Annotated in this window: 9 protein-coding genes and 1 tRNA gene; 4 read left to right on the forward strand and 6 right to left on the reverse strand. The window is 36.6% G+C overall.

Annotation, left to right across the window (positions count from 1 at the left end; translation table 11 throughout):
- Window positions 1-362: 362 nt before the first annotated feature.
- From U6A24_RS06925 to U6A24_RS06935, 3 genes are all read left to right on the forward strand, one after another.
- The gene (locus U6A24_RS06925; protein ID WP_324179217.1) at window positions 363-6,710 is read left to right on the forward strand and encodes a glycoside hydrolase family 48 protein; all 6,348 of its coding nucleotides are present in this window, start codon (window positions 363-365) and stop codon (window positions 6,708-6,710) included.
- A gap of 66 nt (window positions 6,711-6,776) precedes the next feature.
- On the forward strand, window positions 6,777-9,164 hold the full coding sequence (locus U6A24_RS06930; protein ID WP_324179218.1) for a cellulase family glycosylhydrolase: 2,388 nt from the start codon (window positions 6,777-6,779) through the stop codon (window positions 9,162-9,164).
- A gap of 123 nt (window positions 9,165-9,287) precedes the next feature.
- Window positions 9,288-13,184 carry a carbohydrate-binding protein gene (locus tag U6A24_RS06935; protein WP_324179219.1) on the forward strand — a complete coding sequence of 1,299 codons (3,897 nt, stop codon included), beginning with the start codon at window positions 9,288-9,290 and terminating at the stop codon, window positions 13,182-13,184.
- Window positions 13,185-13,262: 78 nt separating this feature from the next.
- Here the strand turns inward: U6A24_RS06935 and U6A24_RS06940 are convergent, their stop codons facing one another.
- From U6A24_RS06940 to U6A24_RS06960, 5 genes are all read right to left on the reverse strand, one after another.
- Window positions 13,263-14,456: a tetratricopeptide repeat protein gene (locus U6A24_RS06940; RefSeq protein ID WP_324179220.1), complete on the reverse strand. Its 1,194-nt coding sequence runs from the start codon at window positions 14,454-14,456 to the stop codon at window positions 13,263-13,265.
- On the reverse strand, window positions 14,446-16,488 hold the full coding sequence (locus U6A24_RS06945) for a M56 family metallopeptidase (protein ID WP_324179221.1): 2,043 nt from the start codon (window positions 16,486-16,488) through the stop codon (window positions 14,446-14,448). The genes U6A24_RS06940 and U6A24_RS06945 overlap by 11 nt, the downstream gene beginning before the upstream one ends.
- 30 nt (window positions 16,489-16,518) lie before the next feature.
- Window positions 16,519-18,303, reverse strand: a complete 1,785-nt coding sequence (locus U6A24_RS06950) for a M56 family metallopeptidase (RefSeq protein WP_324179222.1) — start codon at window positions 18,301-18,303, stop codon at window positions 16,519-16,521.
- A 4-nt stretch (window positions 18,304-18,307) separates the two neighbouring features.
- Window positions 18,308-18,667, reverse strand: a complete 360-nt coding sequence (locus tag U6A24_RS06955) for a BlaI/MecI/CopY family transcriptional regulator (RefSeq protein WP_324179223.1) — start codon at window positions 18,665-18,667, stop codon at window positions 18,308-18,310.
- 185 nt (window positions 18,668-18,852) lie between these two features.
- Window positions 18,853-19,302, reverse strand: a complete 450-nt coding sequence (locus U6A24_RS06960) for a hypothetical protein (protein WP_324179224.1) — start codon at window positions 19,300-19,302, stop codon at window positions 18,853-18,855.
- Window positions 19,303-19,471: 169 nt separating this feature from the next.
- On the opposite strand from U6A24_RS06960, the gene U6A24_RS06965 reads away from it, so the two are divergent.
- Window positions 19,472-19,972 carry a DUF456 domain-containing protein gene (locus tag U6A24_RS06965; protein ID WP_324179225.1) on the forward strand — a complete coding sequence of 167 codons (501 nt, stop codon included), beginning with the start codon at window positions 19,472-19,474 and terminating at the stop codon, window positions 19,970-19,972.
- Between the two features lie 159 nt (window positions 19,973-20,131).
- Here U6A24_RS06965 and U6A24_RS06970 read toward each other — a convergent pair.
- Window positions 20,132-20,205 (reverse strand) — tRNA-Asp (locus tag U6A24_RS06970).
- Between the last annotated feature and the right edge of the window lie 69 nt (window positions 20,206-20,274).

Below are 20,274 nucleotides of genomic sequence, written 5' to 3' on the forward strand. Positions count from 1 at the left end.
ATTTCAAAAATTGTTGACAACAAAAACTAATGGTTAAGTAGTAAGCAACTACTTGTATAAATAGTTAAAAATAAAATAACCCAAAAAACCCAAATACGTATGAAGAAAGACCATTAAAACATCAAATATGAAACCACAAGATATTTGATTCGAAAAATGCTAACAGCATAAAACTAATGGTTATACACTAGTAGTGAACTTAAAATGATAGTTGAAAAAAATGACAACCCTAAAAATGAAGTATTTATGAAAAAAGACCATTAATCAATTGAGTATTGCACCACAAATATTCAAGCTCACCAAATCTTAACAAACACAAACTAATGGTTAAATAGTAGTAAATGAAACAAATCAGAATGATTATGAAGAATTATATAAAATCGGGGGCATTACTAATAATGTTCCTCGTGTGCACTACAATTAGTGCTCAATTTAATTATGGAGAGGCACTCCAAAAGTCTATTTTCTTTTATGAAGCTCAACAATCTGGACCATTACCGGATTGGAATAGAGTACCCTGGAGAGGAGATTCTGCTTTAAACGATGGCTCTGATGTCGGATTAGACCTTACAGGAGGTTGGTATGATGCTGGGGACCATGTAAAATTCAACTTTCCAATGGCATACTCAGTAACAACTTTAGCATGGGGAGGAATTGAATTTAAAGACGCTTACATACAATCAGGTCAATATGATATCTTAAAAAGAAATCTACGATTTGTAACCGATTATTTCCTGAAATGCCATACAGGACCTCAGGAACTTTGGGGGCAAGTTGCAGCTGGTGGAATTGATCATGCATGGTGGGGCCCAGCAGAGGTTAATCCACAGCCAAGAGAAGCATTTAAAATTTCTGGAGCTAACGGTGGATCAGACCTTGCAGGAGAAACTGCAGCTGCACTGGCCGCAGTAAGTATTTTATTTCAAGATGATGACCCTGTATATAGTGCTCGCTTGTTACAAAGTGCCGAAGAATTATACGAGTATGCCGATCAAGTAAGAGAAGCGTATTCTAATTCTATTACAGATGCTGCAGGTTTTTATCGTTCATTCAGTAATTATGAAGATGAAATAGTATGGGGTGCCGCGTGGTTGTACAGAGCTACAAATGATAATAAATATCTTGTCAAGGCAGAAGCTGAGTACGACAATATGCAAAGGGAAGGTCAAAGTACTACGGCTAAATACAAAGAAGCTTTTTCTTGGGATGATAAAGCGTATGGAGCTTATGTTCTGCTTTCAATTCTTACCAATAAAGATAAGTATAAGCAAGATGCCGAACGAAACCTGAACTGGTGGACCGGTGTAGGAGTAAATGGTGAAGTTGTGCCAACCACTCCAGGGGGACTTCCACATATTAGACAGTGGGGAACCCTTAGATATGCAAATAATGAAGCATTTTTGGCTCTGGTCTATAGTGACAAAGTATCTTCAAGTGCCGCTCAACAAACAGCCTATAGAAATTATGCGAAATTTATGGCTGATTATACTTTAGGAAACAATCCTATTAACAGAAGTTTTATGATAGGTTTTGGTAACAATCCTGCAAATAAACCGCATCATAGGGGTGCGCATGGAGGATGGACCAACAATTGTTCTGGAGTACCTGATACCTCAAGCCATATCTTGTATGGTGCTGTAGTTGGAGGGCCCAAAAGTCCGGCAAATGATGGTTTTGCTGATGACAGATGCGAATTTATAGCTAATGAGGTGGCTTGCGATTACAATGCAGGAATTACAGGTGTTTTAGCATGGATGTATAGTAATTTTGGTGGGACACCTTTAGCTAGCTTTCCGCCAGCTTCTGCTGGAATTCCAACTCGCGCAGAGGTAAGAACCATGTCAAAATTCAATAGTAATAATGCTTCAGGAAGTACTGTTCAAATTCGAGTACAAAATAGAACAGCATGGCCTGCTAGGGTTACCGATAAACTTTCGTATAGATATTTCTTTGATATTTCTGAAGGTGTTGCACAAGGCTTAACAATTGCAGATTATCAACCAACATTAAACGCAGTTCAAGGTTCTAGCGCAATTACTATAGGAACCTGGGATGCAAGCAGAAATATTTATTATGCAGAGGTTTCTTTGGCAGGAGAGCAAATTGCTCCTATCGGCGACCCACAATTTAGAAGAGAAACACAACTTAATTTTAGAGTTTCTAATGGAGTTCCTTATGATACTACTAATGACTGGTCAGCTCAAGGAATTGGAGGTTCGGAAATTGAAAGTACTAATATTCCCGTTTATGACAATGGCGTTTTAGTATTTGGTAATGAACCCGATGGTGGTAACACCCCAACAGCTTCATTCACCGCAACTCCAGATTCAGGGCTAGTTCCTTTAAAAGTGCAGTTTGACGCTTCGGCGTCTTCAGATCCAAATGGAGATGCATTGACCTATAGTTGGGACTTTGGAAATGGGACTACATCAACGCTTATAAATCCAACTATAACCTATAATACTGTTGGTTCTTACTTGGTAACACTTACTGTAAGTGATGGGACCAATGTTTCTTCCGAGGCAAGTACTACCATTACAGTTTTAGATGGAAACATAGCACCAGTAGCAAACTTTACGGCTACTCCAACTTCAGGAATTGCACCGGTTACAGTAAGTTTTGACGCTTCAACTTCTTCAGACGAAAATGGAGATACGTTAACGTATACTTGGGATTTTGGTGATGGTACTTCAGGAACAGGAGTAACCATAGATCACGAGTATGCAACAGTTGGTGAATACATCGCTAAATTAACGGTAAGTGATGGTAGTAAGGAAGATAGCAAGACAGAAACGATCAATGTTACTGATGGAAGCCCAGTGGCAAGTTTTACAGCTAGCGTTGATTCAGGGGTTATTCCTTTCGATGTTTCTTTTGATGCTTCAGCTTCTACAGATCCAACCGGAGGGACACTATCGTACTCTTGGGATTTCGGAAACGGATTAACGGGTACTGGAGCCACGGCTACAACTTCTTTTACAGCGCTTGGAACCTATACGGTTACACTTACGGTTACCAACTCGGTGGGTAGTACGGCAGAAACAAAGACGATTACTGCTACAGAGGGTAGCGTGAGTTGCGCCTTTGGAACACCAATAGCCGATGCTTTACCTACCATTAACTCAGAGTTTACCAATATTTATGTTTTAGGAAATGGTGGGCCAAATCTGGATAACGTTACTAACTTTAATATCAATTGGGATTTAGCTAATAATGGATTATATGTATTTGCTATAAATACAAACAATGGTCAGCCTGATTGGTATGTGGATTTAAGAAGTAGTCTTACGTATAACTTTAATACGGCTAATCCAGATGCTACATTTTCAGGAACTGGTATTACTGGGTTAGACGGGTCATACTGGGTTACTCAAGATCAGGGTAATTTTGTTATGGTATCAAAAACAGGAGGATTTACAATTTACTTCAGTACCACGGCTACAGCACCTGATTGTGGTAGCGTTACTCCTCCTTCTGTAAATGGAGGAACCATAGCAGGTGGACCGTTTGAATTTACAGTTGGCGATGGTGTTGCCGATAACGTATCAGGGGTCACGCTTACTGGAAATATTGGAGAAACTAGCCAATGGGTTGTTACAGACGATCAAGGAAAAATATTAGGCTTACCTACTACTCCTGAAGCCGTCGATTTTGATGGTGCTGGTGCAGGAAGCTGTTTCATTTATCACTTAAGTTATAATGGAACAATTACAGGCCTTGCTACCGACGGGTTACTTGCTGGTTTGGCCGGTGATTTTGACCTTTCGAATAGTATAGAAGTCGTAAGAAATCCTGTTTCAACGGCAGGTGACTGTACATTTGGTACTCCATTGGCCAATGCCTTACCATCTGTTAATTCAGAATTCGAGAATATTTATGTTTTAGGAAATGGTGGCCCAAACCTTGATAATATCACCAAGTTTAATATCAATTGGGATCTGGTTAATAATGGATTATACGTATTTGCTATAAATACAAACAATGGTCAGCCTGATTGGTATGTAGATTTAAGAAGTAATCTTACCTATAACTTTAATACTGCTAATCCTGATGCCACATTCTCAGGAACGGGTATTACAGGATTAGACGGTTCATATTGGGTTACTCAAGATCAAGGTAATTTTGTAATGGTATCGAAAACAGGGGGATTTACTTTATATTTTAGTACTTCAGCAATTGCGCCAACCTGTGGAGATACAGGAAATCCTAATACTGCTCCAGTTGCAGATATTACGGCAACACCTATTTCGGGAGAAGCGCCTCTTTTGGTAGCATTTGATGCATCTGGATCTACAGATGCCGATGCCGATGCTCTTACTTATAATTGGGATTTTGGAGACGGAAATTCTGGAAGTGGAGTAACTATAGAAAATACGTTTGCTACCCAAGGAACCTATGAAGTCAATTTGGTGGTTTCCGATGGTAATGGAGGAGAAGATACTGCAGTAATTACTATTACAGTAACCGATGGAGATATTATTATTAATCCACCTACTGGAGATAATGAATACATAGACCGTTTCATAGAAATGAGAAATAAGTTCTATGACCCTGCCAATGGTTATTTCAGTGCAGATGGTTCTCCTCATCACTCTATCGAAACATTGATAGTAGAGGCTCCTGATCATGGGCATGAATCTACAAGTGAGTTATACTCATATTGGTTGTGGCTAGAAGCTATGAATGGAAGAGTAACCGGAGATTGGGCTCCTCTAAGTAATGTGTGGGATAAAATTGAACAGTTTATCATCCCTACAACTGCAGATCAGCCCACAAATGCAGCTTATAATCCAGCATCTCCGGCGGCATATGCAAGCGAGTTTCCATTACCAAGCGATTATCCTGCACCGTTAGAGTTTAATGCTCCGGTAGGGTCGGATCCCGTTTCACCAGATCTCACAGCGACGTATGGTCCAGACATCTATCAGATGCATTGGTTATTAGATAACGATAACTTCTATGGATATGGTAACCGAGGTGATGGAGTAAGCACACCTTCTTATATCAATACCTTTCAAAGAGGAGAACAAGAATCGGTGTATGAAACCATACCTCATCCATCTTGGGAAAGCTTTGATTGGGGAGGAACAAGTGGTTTCTTACCATTGTTCATCGAAGATCAAAATTATGCAAAACAATGGAGATATACCAGTGCTCCAGATGCCGATGCAAGAGCAGTACAAGCAATGTATTGGGCGCAAGTATATGCCAAAGAACAGGGCATTAGTTTAAGCAGTCTTGATTTGGATAAAGCTACAAAAATGGGAGATTACCTTAGATTGGCAATGTTTGATAAATATTTTAAGCCCTTGGGAGTGCAAAGTGCTACCAGCGGAGCGGGATCGGGATACGACAGTGCTCACTACTTAATGTCGTGGTATATGTCTTGGGGTGGTTCTGCAGATCCTACTTCGCAGTGGGCGTTTAGAATTGGGTCTAGTCATTGCCACTTTGGATATCAAAACCCAGTAGCTGCCTATGCTTTAACTCAAGTAAATGAGTTAAAACCAAAATCTCAAAATGGTGAAAGAGACTGGCAAGAAAGTCTGAAAAGACAAATGGAGTTCTATACCTGGTTGCAATCCAGAGAGGGAGCCATAGCTGGAGGAGCTACCAATAGCTGGAATGGCGATTATAGTCCTTATCCGGCTGGGAAATCTACCTTCTATGATATGGCATTTGATAAAGATCCGGTATATCATGATCCAGGAAGTGGTACATGGTTTGGGTGGCAAGCCTGGTCTATGGAAAGAGTAGCAGAGTACTATTATATAACCAATGATCCAATGGCCAAAAACCTAATGGACAAATGGGCCGATTGGGTAAAAAGTGAAGTAAGACTTATTGGTGCTGGTGATTTTGAAATTCCGGCAACTTTAGAATGGACAGGAGAACCTGATACCTGGAACCCAAATAACCCAGGAACCAATAGTAATCTTAGTGTAACGGTAACCGATTATGGTAAAGACCTTGGTGTAGCGGCATCGATGGCAAAGGCCTTAATTTATTATGCAGCTGCAACACAAAAGTATGCTACTTTGGATACAGATGCCAGGGATCTTGCAAAGGAGGTACTCGACAGAATGTGGACCACTTATAGAGATGATAAAGGAGTGTCTTCTCCCGAGGATCGTGGAGATTTCAAAAGGATTTTTGAAGAAGAAGTTTATGTTCCGCAAGGATTTACAGGTACTATGGCAAATGGAGATGTTATTCAGCCAGGAGTATCGTTCCTCGATATCAGATCTGATTTGAAAAATGATCCAGAGTTTGATAGGTTAAAAACTGCCTATGATACTGGGCAAGAATTTACACAACGTTATCACAGAAGTTGGGCACAAATTGAAGTTGCTTTGGCTAATGCAGAATATGGTTTCTTTTTTGGAGATCAACCTGCTGCTCCTGCCACAGCAATTACGAAACAAGTAGATGTCGCTATAACTCCTAACCCGGCTACTTCGGGATATGTTAATGTAGCTATTAAAAGCATTAGAAACTTCAACGGGAAAAGTACTACCAAAGATCTGGCTATTGCCAGCATTAGAGTGATAGACCTTTCTGGTAACATAGTTCGAAGTAAGGATATTAGAAACAGACAGCAAATTCAAGCGCGTATATCAATAGATGGGCTTCCATCGGGGATTTATGTTCTTGAAGTAGTAGATCATATTTATAAAGAAAGATCTAGAAGAAAAATAGTGATAAACTAATATCATTTTAAAATAAAAGGGTGGAACTCCAATATTCTTCCCTTTTTAAATTAAAAGCTATATAGAATGAAACATACAATTAAAAATATAAAGCAAATTATTTTGTTATTGATGCTGTGTATCTTCGGATTAACTAACGCACAACAACAAAATTACCTCTCTGTGTCGGGCAACAAACTGTTTGATCATACAGGGAAAGAGGTTAGACTAACCGGTGTAAACTGGTTTGGGTTTGAAACGCAAAATTATTTTCCTCATGGGATATGGACCCGAGATATGAAAAGTGTATTACAGCAGATCAAAGATCTGGGATTTAATACCATTAGAGTTCCTTGGTGTAATGAGATGCTAAATCCGAGTGTTACTATCAATGTCCCGTCTTATGGATCTGATGCGTATACTGGGATATCTCCTATGAATGAGGAAGAATCAAAAGTAACAAAACCCATTGAGTTGATGGATATTTTTGTACAATGGTGTCAGGAAAACGATATCAAAATTGTACTAGATAATCACTCAAGAGCTGCTGATGGATTTTTGAATGAAGAAGTTTGGTATACTCCCGAGTATTCTGAAGAAAGATGGATCAACGATTGGTTATTTATGGCTGAAAGATATAAGAACTATTCCGCTGTAGTGGGAATGGATCTTAATAACGAACCTCATGGCTCTTCTTGGGGGAACAGCAATCCTGCAACCGATTGGAATAAAGCTGCAGAACGATGCGGAAACGCAATTTTAGAAGTAAACCCAAATGTTTTGATTATTGTTGAAGGTGTAGGAGAATTTGAAGGAAATTCATATTGGTGGGGAGGACAGCTGATGGGGGCAAAAAAGTACCCAATCCAATTATCAGATCCTAGTAAACTGATGTATTCTGCCCATGAGTACGGTCCCGAAGTGGCTCCTCAGGATTGGTTTGACGCACCAGATTTTCCACAAAATATGCCACAGATTTGGAGCGATAATTATCACTATCTCTATGAAGAAGGAATTTCTCCAATATTTTTAGGAGAGTTTGGAATAAAAAATCAAGATGCGTTTGGGGGTATAGCATTTACCTGGTTTACTGAGTTTACTGGCTTTATGGGAGATATTTACTCTTGGACTTTTTGGAGTATGAACCCTAATTCTGGCGATACAGGAGGGATTTTGCAAGACGACTGGGTTTCTATTAATCAATGGAAACTAGATGTACTCAAACCTTATTTTGCACCATTAATCCCCAATGTTGTAGGGGGTACAGACAATAGACCACCCGTTGCACAATTTACATCAGATGTAACTTCGGGAAATGCTCCGCTTACCGTTCAGTTTGATGCTTCTGGCTCTTCAGATCCTGATGGGGATAATTTGAGCTATTCCTGGAATTTTGGAGATGGAACCACAGCTTCTGGAGCAAATATTTCTCATTTGTTCGAACAGGCCGGAGTGTATCAAGTAACTCTTACGGTTAGTGACGGAACCTTAAATGATACCGAAGTGAAAACTATTACGGCTAACCCTAATAGCCCGGTAGTGATCTCTGCTACTATTTCTTCTAGCGACACAGGAGGGGTAGCGCCAAAAACCATTTCATTTGATGCATCGGGATCTACCAGTTCTGATGGGAGTGTATTAACTTATTCCTGGGATTTTGGAGATGGTAGTACAGGTACTGGAGTGACCACTTCTCATGAGTATACCACTACGGGAACTTTTACAGTAACACTAACAGCTGCAGATGCCGCAGGTAATTCAGACACGGCTACAGTAACCATAACAATTACTTCTGATCCTGGTACAGGTGGAAGTTGTGATTTTGGTGCTCCATTGGCAAATCCGTTACCTACCATTGCAAACGTTTCATACACACAAATCTACGTTTTAGGTAGTGGTGGTCCTGATTTGAGTAATGTAACTAACTTTACGATCAATTGGAATTTGCAAAATAATGGACTTTGGCAATTTTCAATGAATACTAATAATGGTTCTCCTAGTTGGTGGAATAATCTTTTAAACAATATTACAAACCAAACTTTTAATTCTGCAGAACCAAGTATAACACTCTCTGGAACTGGATTTCCCAATCTGGATGGTGTATATTATGCAGCACCAGATGGAGAAAACTTTGCTTTAGTTTCTAAAAATAGTGGTTTTACTATTTATTTTAGTAACAATACTACAGCACCTAATTGTGAAAATACTTTAAGAGTTTCTAATGATTTTGGAGACCAGGTACAAACGTTTCCTAATCCTTTTACAAATAGCTTAACCTTATCTAGTAGTACAACGTTTAAAGGTGCTACAATTACGATTGTTGATTTAAATGGAAGGTTGGTATTTTCTAAAAAGGTATTTAACATAATGAAACAATTAAAAATACCCACAAATGGAATAGAGTCTGGACTATACTTTGTTAAAATACGTCGAGGGAAACAGACTGTAGTAAAGCAGATACTAAAGATTAAATAATTATTAACCGAATAGATCATAAAAACAGGAGGTGGCGGTACCTCCCTTTCTACCCCTAGTTAATCGAAAATTATTAACACATAAATCAAACGTTTAACTAGAATTAATTTAATTATGAAACTTATGAAACTCAATTGCTTAATTGTTTTCTTCATACTGGGGTTTTTGGCTCAAGCCCAAACCCCAGAAGGAGAATTAAAGAGGTGGCATAAGGTTACATTAACATTTAATGGGCCAAATACCTCAGAAACAGCAAACCCCAACCCCTTTTCAGACTATAATCTTGAAGTGACTTTTACGCATCAAGAAAGTAATCGAAGCTACAAAGTTCCAGGATATTATTCCGCCTGTGGGAATGCAGCTAATAATAGTTGTACATCTGGTAATAAGTGGAGAGTTCATTTTGCACCAGATCAAACTGGAAATTGGAATTGGACAGCATCTTTTAAACAAGGATCAAATGTTGCGATTAATGGAGGAGGATCCAGTGCTGGGTTCATGGATGGAAGCACGGGTTCCTTTTCTGTTGCAGAATCTGACAAAACAGGAAGAGATCATCGCGCAAAAGATAAAGGAATGTTGAGGTATGTTGGCGAACACTATCTTAGATATACCGGGACTAACCCTACAAGCCCAAATGGAAATTGGTTTGTGAAGGCAGGCCCAGATGCCCCAGAAAACACATTGGCATATGAAGATTTTGATGCTACTCCCAACAGAGGAAATAGACGCAAATCCTGGGGGCCGCATCAGCAGGATTATTTAGCTTCAGATGCTAGTGCATATACCTGGAACGGAGGAAAAGGGACCGAAATATTAGGAATGATACGATACCTTTCTAACAAAGGCCTTAACGCTTTTTCTTTTCTTACACTTAGCTTACATGGTGATGATGAAAATGTATTTCCGCATCTATTAAAAGTAGGGATAAATACATATAATGGATATAATGACGGGCAGCAATGGAATCAAGGCGTACACAAAGACAGATTCGATGTTTCTAAAATGGCACAATGGGAAAAAGTGTTCGAGTATGGTGATAAAAAAGGGATGTTCTTACATTTTAAAACCCTTGAAACCGAAAATGATAATATCATGGATGGCAATGGTTTTGGGAGACAGAGAAAACTTTACTATCGTGAGTTAATAGCTCGTTTTGGGCATCACCTGGCGTTAAACTGGAACCTTTCTGAAGAAACTACGATACCTGATAATGTTGTTAAAAATACAGCCAGTTATATCAAACAATTAGATCCTTATGATCACCATATTGTGATTCATACATACCCTAATCAACAAGATCAACGTTATAATCCCTTGCTTGGGAATAGTTCTGAGCTAACCGGGGCTTCTATACAAACCGATAAAAGCAAGGTTCATAATGATGTAAAGCGGTGGTTGGAAAAATCTCGCAATGCTGGCAAAAAATGGGTAGTGGCCAATGATGAGCAAGGAAGCGCAAATATTGGTGTAGACGCCGACCCAAAAGATAATAAACTTGTTAGGCATAGAGTACTTTGGGGGTCATTAATGGCCGGAGGCACAGGGGTAGAATATTACTATGGATATCAAACCAACGGAACGGATTTGAATGCGCAAAATCATAGAACCAGAGACTCAAAATATACCGATGCTTCAAATGCATTAATTTTTTTCAATTCGTATTTGTTAAATGATTTAACCAAGATGGTTTCTTCAGATGGCGTCACGGCAGATGCTAATGATTATGTATTGGCAAATGCTGGTGAAATATATGCAGTATACCGGCCTAATGGTGGGTCTACTGGCCTTAGTCTGCCTTCGGGAAATAATAATTATGATGTACAATGGTATAACCCCCGTTCTGGAGGAAACCTTACTGCAAAAACGACATTAGGCAATAATTTGGTGGCTCCCAATAATAACGATTGGGTAGCCCTTATTAAGAAAAAAGACGGAACCGGAGGCGGTGACGGTGGTGGCGATTGCGTAGCTCTAGAGCAAAATGGTGTTGTAGCTGTTGAAGCCGAGCATTTTGATAGCCAAACCAAGACCGATAAAAGGAAATGGTATGTGTTAAATGGTGGAGGACCTACGCCTACACCAGATCCAGACCCAGATCATTCAAATGGTGCCAGTGAAGGAGGATATCTCGAAATATTACCAGATACTAGAGTTACCCATTCGGATCCATTGGTAAACGGTGAAAGTTTTTCTAATGCACCTGGTGTCCTTGCAATTATTAATTATAAAGTGAAATTTAATAACCCAGGGAAATATTTTGTTTGGGTAAGGGCACATTCAACTGGATCTGAAGATAATGGAGTTCATGTTGGTATCAATGGAACATGGCCAGCATCTGGACAAAGAATGCAATGGTGTGCTGGTAAAAACCAATGGACCTGGGAAAGCAAGCAACGTACCAACGCAAACCACTGTGGAGAAGCACAAAAAATATTTATAGATGTGCCAACGACTGGGATACATACAATTTCATTTTCGATGAGAGAGGATGGCTTCGAAATGGATAAGTTCGTATTGTCTAAAGCTTACACAAAACCTTCTGGAACAGGTCCTGCTGAGGTGTTGGTTGACTGTAGCGGAGATAATAATGTTCCTCAAGTATCAATTACTTCTCCTACAAACGGAAGTAGTTATGTGCCCGATACGACTATAAGATTAACTGCTAATGCTTCAGACTCTGATGGAAATATTGCTAAGGTTGAGTTTTTTGCAAATGGTAGTTTGATCGCTGCAGAAAATGTGGCACCTTATGATACAACAACAACATTTGCCAATGCTGGAAATTACTCGATTACCGCAAAAGCAACTGATAATGATGGAGCTGTGACAACTTCAGACGCGGTGAATATAGAAATAAAAGAAGATACCTCACCCCCTTCAGGTACAATTAATATTCCCGGAGCTTTTGAGGCCGAAAACTTCTCTTCTAAATCAGGAAGTGTTCGTATCGAAAATACTCCAGGCACTTCAAATCAAAACCTAGGCTATATTAAAAATGGAGATTATACAGAATATGATATGAGTATAGCCTCAAATGGGGAATATGTGTTTGAATTTTATGCCTCTAGTAAAGGAGTTGGAGGTACAGTAGATATTGTTGAGGGCTCACAAATATTAGGTTCAATTGCGTTACCCGTTACGGGACAGTGGCATGATTACAAGAAATACGCTGTCAATATATCCCTTTCTGCAGGTCAAAAAACACTTAGATTTATGTACACGGGCACAGCAGGTTACTTATACAATATTGATAGGATTGTTGCGACAAAAATAACTCCAGTTGAACAGACAGTGACATTGTCACCAATCCATGACGCCTATTTGCAAGGACCTACAGGATTTAATGCAAACATTATTCGTGTTGAACAAAATAAAAGAACGGCTTACTTAATGTTTGATCTTTCTGCGATCAATGGTTCGATTACAAAGACGCAATTAAAGTTTAAGGTAGATTCTGATCCGGGTAATGGTAATCTTACCGTGCATAAAGGCGATTCTAATAATTGGACAGAAAATAATATTTCTAATAGCAATAAACCAACAACAGGAGTCTTATTGGGTAATCTATCTTCAACTTATGGGTTGGGGGATAGTAAAACAGTTGATCTTAACGTAGCTTCAATTTCTGGGGATAAATTGTCTCTTGTAATGAACATGACTTCAGGTAATGATTTTGCATTTATGTCAAAAGAAAATTCAGCAAATTCAGCACCGAAGCTAGTGGTTACCTATACTACAACAAGTGCATTACAAAGAAGTTCCTCAGTTAATGATAATATAAATATTAAAGCTTTTCCAAATCCTATTCGTGATGTTGTTCATATATCCGGAGCGTCTAAAGGATGCCTGGTAAAGATATTTAATTCGGTAGGAGTACTACAAAAAGAGGTTACTTTAAAAGAGAAACAAATCTCCGTTGATGTTAGAGATCTTCCTTCAGGATATTATATCCTGAAAGTTTATGAATTAAATAAAACCAATTCAGAAATTTCCTCAAAAAAGTTGATTAAACAATAAAAGTCAATCGATTTTATAGAAAAAGGGTCATGAATTAAAATGACCCTTTTTTATTTTGGCACATATAATATTTATGATCTAATCTACAGCTTTTTCACTATAGGTGTTAACTTCTTTTTCAAGTTGAATGATTCGTTTTTCTATGATTTTTTTGAAGTAGGCTATATTTTTATTTTTCCCAAATTTCTTTAAATAGTCCCGGTAATACTTCAGTTTAATTTTAGGGTCTTTTGCATAGGCATCAGTAAACATAGCAAGTTGATAATGTGCTATATCGGAATCTGGATTTTCTTTAATGGCCAACTTGACGTATTGTATTGCTTTTTCCCATTTTTCTTGAAAACGATATACCATCGCCATAGACATAAGTTCTTCTTCTAGGGAAAGGTCTTTTAGAGCTAGTGCTTTTTTATAGTTTTCTAAAGCTTTTTCATACTTCTCCATTCTTTGATATGCATAAGCCAACATAGAATAACGAGAAGGTATTTTATCGTCATACTTCAAAGCTTCTTCGAGATGCTTTGCCCCTTTTTTAAATTCATTGGTTTTAGTATAGCACAGACCTAATTTTGAATGTATAAATTCATTTTCATGATTTAAAGCCAATAGTTTTTCAAAATAAGGAAGAGCACTGTAGTAATCTTCTTTGAGTAAAAAGTTTTGACCCAATATACCTATAAGCTCTGCATTTTCTGGATAAGAGTGCAATCCCAGGTTTGCAAATTCCCAAACCAGATCATAATTTCTTTTTTTAAGATAATAAGTTGCAATCTCAAAGCAGCTTTTTTGATGAGTACTGTCTAATGCAAAAGCTTGTTTAAAATAAGTTATAGCTGTAGAGTCTTTTATTCTCTTTTTGGTCAATCCTAATCGGTATTGAAAATTTGGATTTTTAGGTTGTTCTGATACGAGAGTGGAATATACACTATCTGCCTTTATGAGTTTGCGAGTGATCGTTAATAGCTTTGCATACTCAAGTTTTGTTGAAGCCAAAGCAGGGTATTCTGTTATCGCTTTCTCATAGTAATTAAGAGCTTTGTTGTATGTTCCTTTGGCCTTATGTGCTCTGGCTATTTGTAAAATCGTATATTGATCTTTTGGTGAAATTTTCTCATAGTTTTTTATGGCAGTAGAATAATCCCCTAAAGTGTATAAACTATCTGCAACGGTCAAAGCCGAAGACTGTGCTTCGGCTTTGACAACTACCCCAAACGCTAATAATAAAAGTAGTCGAACCACCCAATTATTTCCTTTTATATTTTTATTCACCATTTATCTTTAATATATAAATGTCGCCATGATATCTCCCATTAATATTGTTGAATAACAACTCTTTTGCTAGGCTTAACTCGTTGTATTTTCCTAGATGTAAGTAATAATAATTATCTACTGGATTTTGGAACCCCTGTGCAGGTAATCCAACTTTTTTAAAATTATTGATAGTTTTTTCGAATCGCGATTTACTTTTGAAAATATTGGTAACCAAATAATATCCTGATTCTATATCGTGATCAAATTCATCAGGAATTGTTTCTGTAAGAACCGCTATTTCAGAATTTGATTGTTTTTTTTCAGTTTGATTTTCAGTTTCTGTACTGTTTTGATCAACAGGAATATAAAATACAATGGGTAATGTGTATAAGACAGTCACTTTTTCACCATTTACTTCACCAGGAATCATTTGCGGTATTGCCGACACAACTCTTATAGCTTCTTGTTCTAATTCTTTAGCAGATGCTCGAGCCTGAACCTCTGTAACCGAACCTGTTGGATCAATTTTGAATTTTACATATATGCGATTCACTTCAGGTTGTGCGTATTTGCGCATATCGCCTATATTAAAGTTTGCATTTACAAAGTTTTTGATTTCTTGAGAAATGCATTTTTTCATTTCTTTAGAATCAGTAAGTGTCATACAAGCCTTAGATGTAGGAGCTTTATCAACTTTATCAAATGTAATTTCTTTTTTAGTCGAGTCTATTACAAGTTGTTTCGGCTTTTCTATGGTCTGTTCAATAGTTTCGGCAATTGCTATTTTGGATTCAAGGTTTGATTCTTCCTTTGCAATATTTTCTTTTTCAGTATTTTGTTTGGAGCTAATAGACTCATCATAAGAAACCCCTATTTTTTCAAGTAACTTTTGATTTAAAATGGCATCTCCAGGAAGTAGTTCTCCTTTTTCCTCTTTTTTCTTTGATTCGGCTTTTATAACATATTCAGTAAATACTTGAGCTCTGAGATAATTTTCTTTTGAAATTTTATTGCCATCTCTTTTAAGAGAAAAAGATTCTTTGATGTCTTTAAAAGAGGCCTTGTTTTCGATCATTTCTAAAAGCTCCTTTTCAAACTTCTTTTTTAATGCATTATCTGTAGTATCGATTAATTCAAAGGTGTTATCAGCGCTAATAGGACTAAAACTTTTTTCCTTTTCCGAAAAGGATGAAAAAACAACCATTAAGACCAAAATAGGTAATATCGCCAGATACTTGAACTTTACAATTTCTTTTGATTTTGATTTTTGCAACATTTGTATTCGTTTTTTGAGTAATGATTGATTGAAAAATTGATTAATGAACTCGATTTTTTCGGTATCGAATACTGTGTTTAATAATTGCTCATAGTACTTTCGTCTTCCAAGTGTATTAACACTCTTCGCATCTGCTATAAATTCATGAAGTGTGTTTATTCTTGATTGATAGATGTATACCAAGGGATTGAACCAAAAGATTATTTTAAGAATTTCAAACCACAATAGATCGAGAGAATGCTTTTCTTTAAGATGAACGATTTCATGAATAAGTATTTGCTCTTTTTCTGAAGAGTCAATTTTATCCCCCAAATAAATGGTATTCCAAAAGGAAAAGGCATCTTTACTATTTGGTACGGTAATTAAATTGTATCCATCAATTTTACTGCGTATTGATCTTCTTTTTAAGGCATAAAGCTTAATGCTTTTTTGAATAAAGTATAAAAGTGTAATAATTACACCAGCCAAATAGAGCAATAACCACCAATTTATATCTGCCACAGCTAAATTTGCAGTTGTTGAATGTACAGCTTCTATATTGGTAACAGGATCAGGTCGTTGCCCAATAATAACAGCAGGTAAATTAACAACATATTCTTCTGGGATATTTTCTCTGATACTTTCTACTTTAATGAAGGGTAGTATTAAGGATAGTATTGAGGTTAACAAAAGATAAACTCTGTTTAGGGAGAAAAAAGTATCCTTCTTATGAAATAAGTCATACGAAATCAAAAACAATAATTGAAAAATGACAATGTATAGTATATGCTGTGCCATAATGTATATTTTTTTTTCTTCCTTTTTGGTTTAAGAGTTTGTTTGACTATCTTCTAATTCAAGTTTCATGTTGTATGAAGGGACACTTAGCCCTTTATCTGATGTTATTGTGGTAAAGTCTAATACATTTTCATTAATTTCAGTAGCTTTTTCATCTTTAAAATATGCTTTACACTCACCATTGATCATTTTTTCGCTATACGTATCACCATAGGCTAGGTTTAATTTGTATTTCCCTTCAGGAATGTTTCTTACAAAATAGACTTGATCTCTTTTTATATGAATAGTTCGTACGCTTTGCGAACTTTCTAGCATAACAATTTCAACAATGATTTCTGCATTTTTTCCAGAAGTCAGTCTTAAATAATTATCAAGCTTGTTATCATATTTAGCCTTTTGATTAGGGCATTCAGGTTCTGCACTTCGATCTCCAATAGGACTGTTATGAGTATGGTCTTTTTCACCCTTTTTTGCAACTATATCATCTTCATTTGAAGATTCAGAATCTACTAGATCTACTTTTATATTGTAAGAAGGAACATTGCGCCCTTTATCGGTTACCAATACATTAAAATCAAGAATTTCATTGCTTACCTCGGTGGCTTTTTGATTTTTGAAGTATACTTGGCACTCCCCATTCACAGTTTTTTCGGCATAATCATCACCATAGGTTATATGAAGTTGATATTTCCCCTCGGGGATATTTCTAATATAAAAGGTCATGTTTCTTAATAAGTACACAGTTCGTACTTTTTTTGAAGTTTCTGTTGAAACCACGTCAACAATTACCTCTGCATTTTTACCTGAACGCACTTTTAGGTAATTATCCAGGTTCATGTCATATACAGAGTTTTTATTAGAGCATTCGGGTTCTCTACTTGAATATTTGGGAATGATATCTGAAGTTTTAGTATTCTCTTGGTTTTCAATATTAGTATTGGTCGATTGATTGGTTTCTTGACGACATGAAGTGTAGGTGAGGATACCTGCAATAGCAGGAATCAATAGCAGGTATTTAAACTTAGCAATTGATTTAGATTTGGACTTTTGTAACATTACTATTCGTTTTTTGATTAATGATTGATTGAAAAATTGATTGGCAAATGTGATCTCTTGAGTCTGAAAGGCAGAGTTTAGTAATTGTTCTATATAATTTCTTTTGTTTATAGTTGTAGTAACTGCTTCATCTGCAATATATTCGTGCAATATGGTAATTCTTGATTGATAGATATACATCATTGGATTCCACCAAAAAAGTATTTTAAAGGTTTCAAACCATATTTGGTCAAGGGAGTGTTTTTGTTGGACATGAACAATTTCATGAATTAAAATGTGCTTTTTTTCTTCTTCTAGTAATTGATCACCCAGATATATGGTGTTCCAAAATGAAAAGGCTTGGTTACTATTAGGTAATGTTACTACCTTTTTGTCATTTATATTGGAGATAAAAGAAAAGCTGGTCAAGACTTTGAGTTTGTATAATTTAAGTATAAGTAGAAGCAAACTTACCCCTAAGCCAATGTAGTAGAGTATAAGCCACCAGTTTGTAGGACTTTCTTCGGTACCCGTTGTTCCTAGAACCGTTAAGCTTTCAGAAGATATTGTAATTACCCTTTCCAATTGTGTTACTACTACTTGTGATGTTTCATTTTTAAAAAGTTCTATTTTTATAAAGGGCAATGCCAAAGAAAGAATAGGAGTAATAAGTAGGTATAATCTGTTCCAGTTAAAAAAAGTATCTTTTTTATGAAATGCATCATATAGAGCCAAAAATAGTACCTGAAAAATCAAGATCTGTAGAATATAATGTAGCATGGGACTATTTTTCTTTATCTAGTTCTTTTAGAATCTGTTCAAGATCTTTGATATCCATATCATTTTTTTTAACAAAAAAAGACACCATATTTCTAAAAGATCCATTAAAGTAATTGTTCATTAGCTTATTCAAAGATTGGCTACTGTAATCTTCTTTCTGTATGATTGGAAAGTAGATGTAACCCTTACCTTCTTTGCGATGAGATACGAACTCCTTGTTTTCTAGAATTCTAATAATTGTAGAAATCGTATTATATGCAGGTTTAGGCGTGGGCATTTCTGCGATAATAGAGGCTACGTTTGCTTCTTGCAGTTGCCACAATAGTTGCATTACTTCTTCTTCAGCTTTGGTAAGTTGCTTCATATAAACTATAAATTATTAAACTAAATATTTAGTTGTATGAAGCAAATATAACTAAATATTTAGTTTAAACTAATTTTTTAGTTAAAAAATATAGATTTGGTTGAACTGGTAACATTTGGGAAAACAATAATCACTTAATAGTTAATTGATAAAGAAATATTTAGGCTGGATTGCGTAGTGTAAAGCTATTGGTTTCCACCAGTTAATTTTTCACTTGCATTTAATTCAATTTCTATTTTTTTTACATTAAATATAATGGGTAAGGTGAAAATATCTTCCTGTCCGCCAGGATCTTCTTTTGGCGACAAAGGGATTAATCTGGGAAAAGATTCTAAGACCCTAATAGCTTCAATTTCTAGCGGAAATGCAATAGCCTTGGTTTGAATATCAACGATTTTACCCGTAGGGTCAATTCTAAACCTTGTATAAACACGATTCGCTCCTAACTTGGCGTCTGAAGAAATTGCAGTGATATCATAATTTGCATCTACATAGTTCTGAATTTCTTGAATTATACAATTTTTTCTTAAGCGCTCGTTAGTCACATCTTTACATTTTTGCGTAGTAAAGTTGCTTTGCGAAAAAGACAAAAAACAAGTTATTAACGCAATCATAGTGAGTGATAATGGTTGCATAATTTCGGGGTAGTTTTAAATCAGTTATTTAGGTATATTAGCATTTGCTTCCCGAAGATAATTATTTTGAAATGCAATTAAACGGTTGTAAACAGTAAGATGACAAACAATTGGATAATTAATATTTGCGTAACAAATGAGCAACATTTTCGTCATATAAACAAAAAATATGGATATAGCATTAACAATAATTGGTCTTCTATTTTGTGTTCTGGGTATTATCGGGAGCTTTCTTCCTGTTTTGCCAGGGCCTTTTACATCATGGATAGGTTTGTTAATACTCCATCTTACAAATGCAGTTCCCCAGAACTGGACTTTTTTAGGAATAACACTAGCAATTTCAATCGTGGTATGGGTGCTGGATTATATTGTTCCTGCCTTGGGGACCAAAAAGTTTGGAGGAACAAAATATGGTATGATTGGTAGTTCTTTGGGCTTAATTGTTGGGATACTTTTTTTAGGGCCTTTTGGGATCATTATAGGCCCATTTGCCGGGGCATTTATAGGAGAATTTATAAGAGACAGTAGTGAGACTTCAAAAGCATTAAAAGCTGCGTTTGGTTCTTTTATTGGATTCTTGGCTGGTACTTTTATTAAATTTATCGTTTCGGTGGCTTTTTTGGTTCTATTTATTCAAGAAGTTTGGAATCATTGGAGGGATTTATTCTAAAGTAGGAAATGTATAGAATTAAAAAAAGCCTCTCCAAAATATAAATGGAAAAGCTTCTCATTGGTTTACTACTAAACCACTCACGATAAACGTGAGACAACACAACATTTTTAATTGCCAAAAAAAGCTTCAACGGTAATTGAAGCTTTTGCAATTTTGCGGTCTGGACGGGACTCGAACCCGCGACCCCCTGCGTGACAGGCAGGTATTCTAACCAACTGAACTACCAGACCAGTGCCTTATTGCGGATGCAAATATACATCTCATTTTATTACCCGCAAATGTTTTTTTTATTTTTTTTC

Source organism: Aquimarina gracilis (assembly GCF_035285365.1).
Classification (GTDB): domain Bacteria; phylum Bacteroidota; class Bacteroidia; order Flavobacteriales; family Flavobacteriaceae; genus Aquimarina; species Aquimarina gracilis.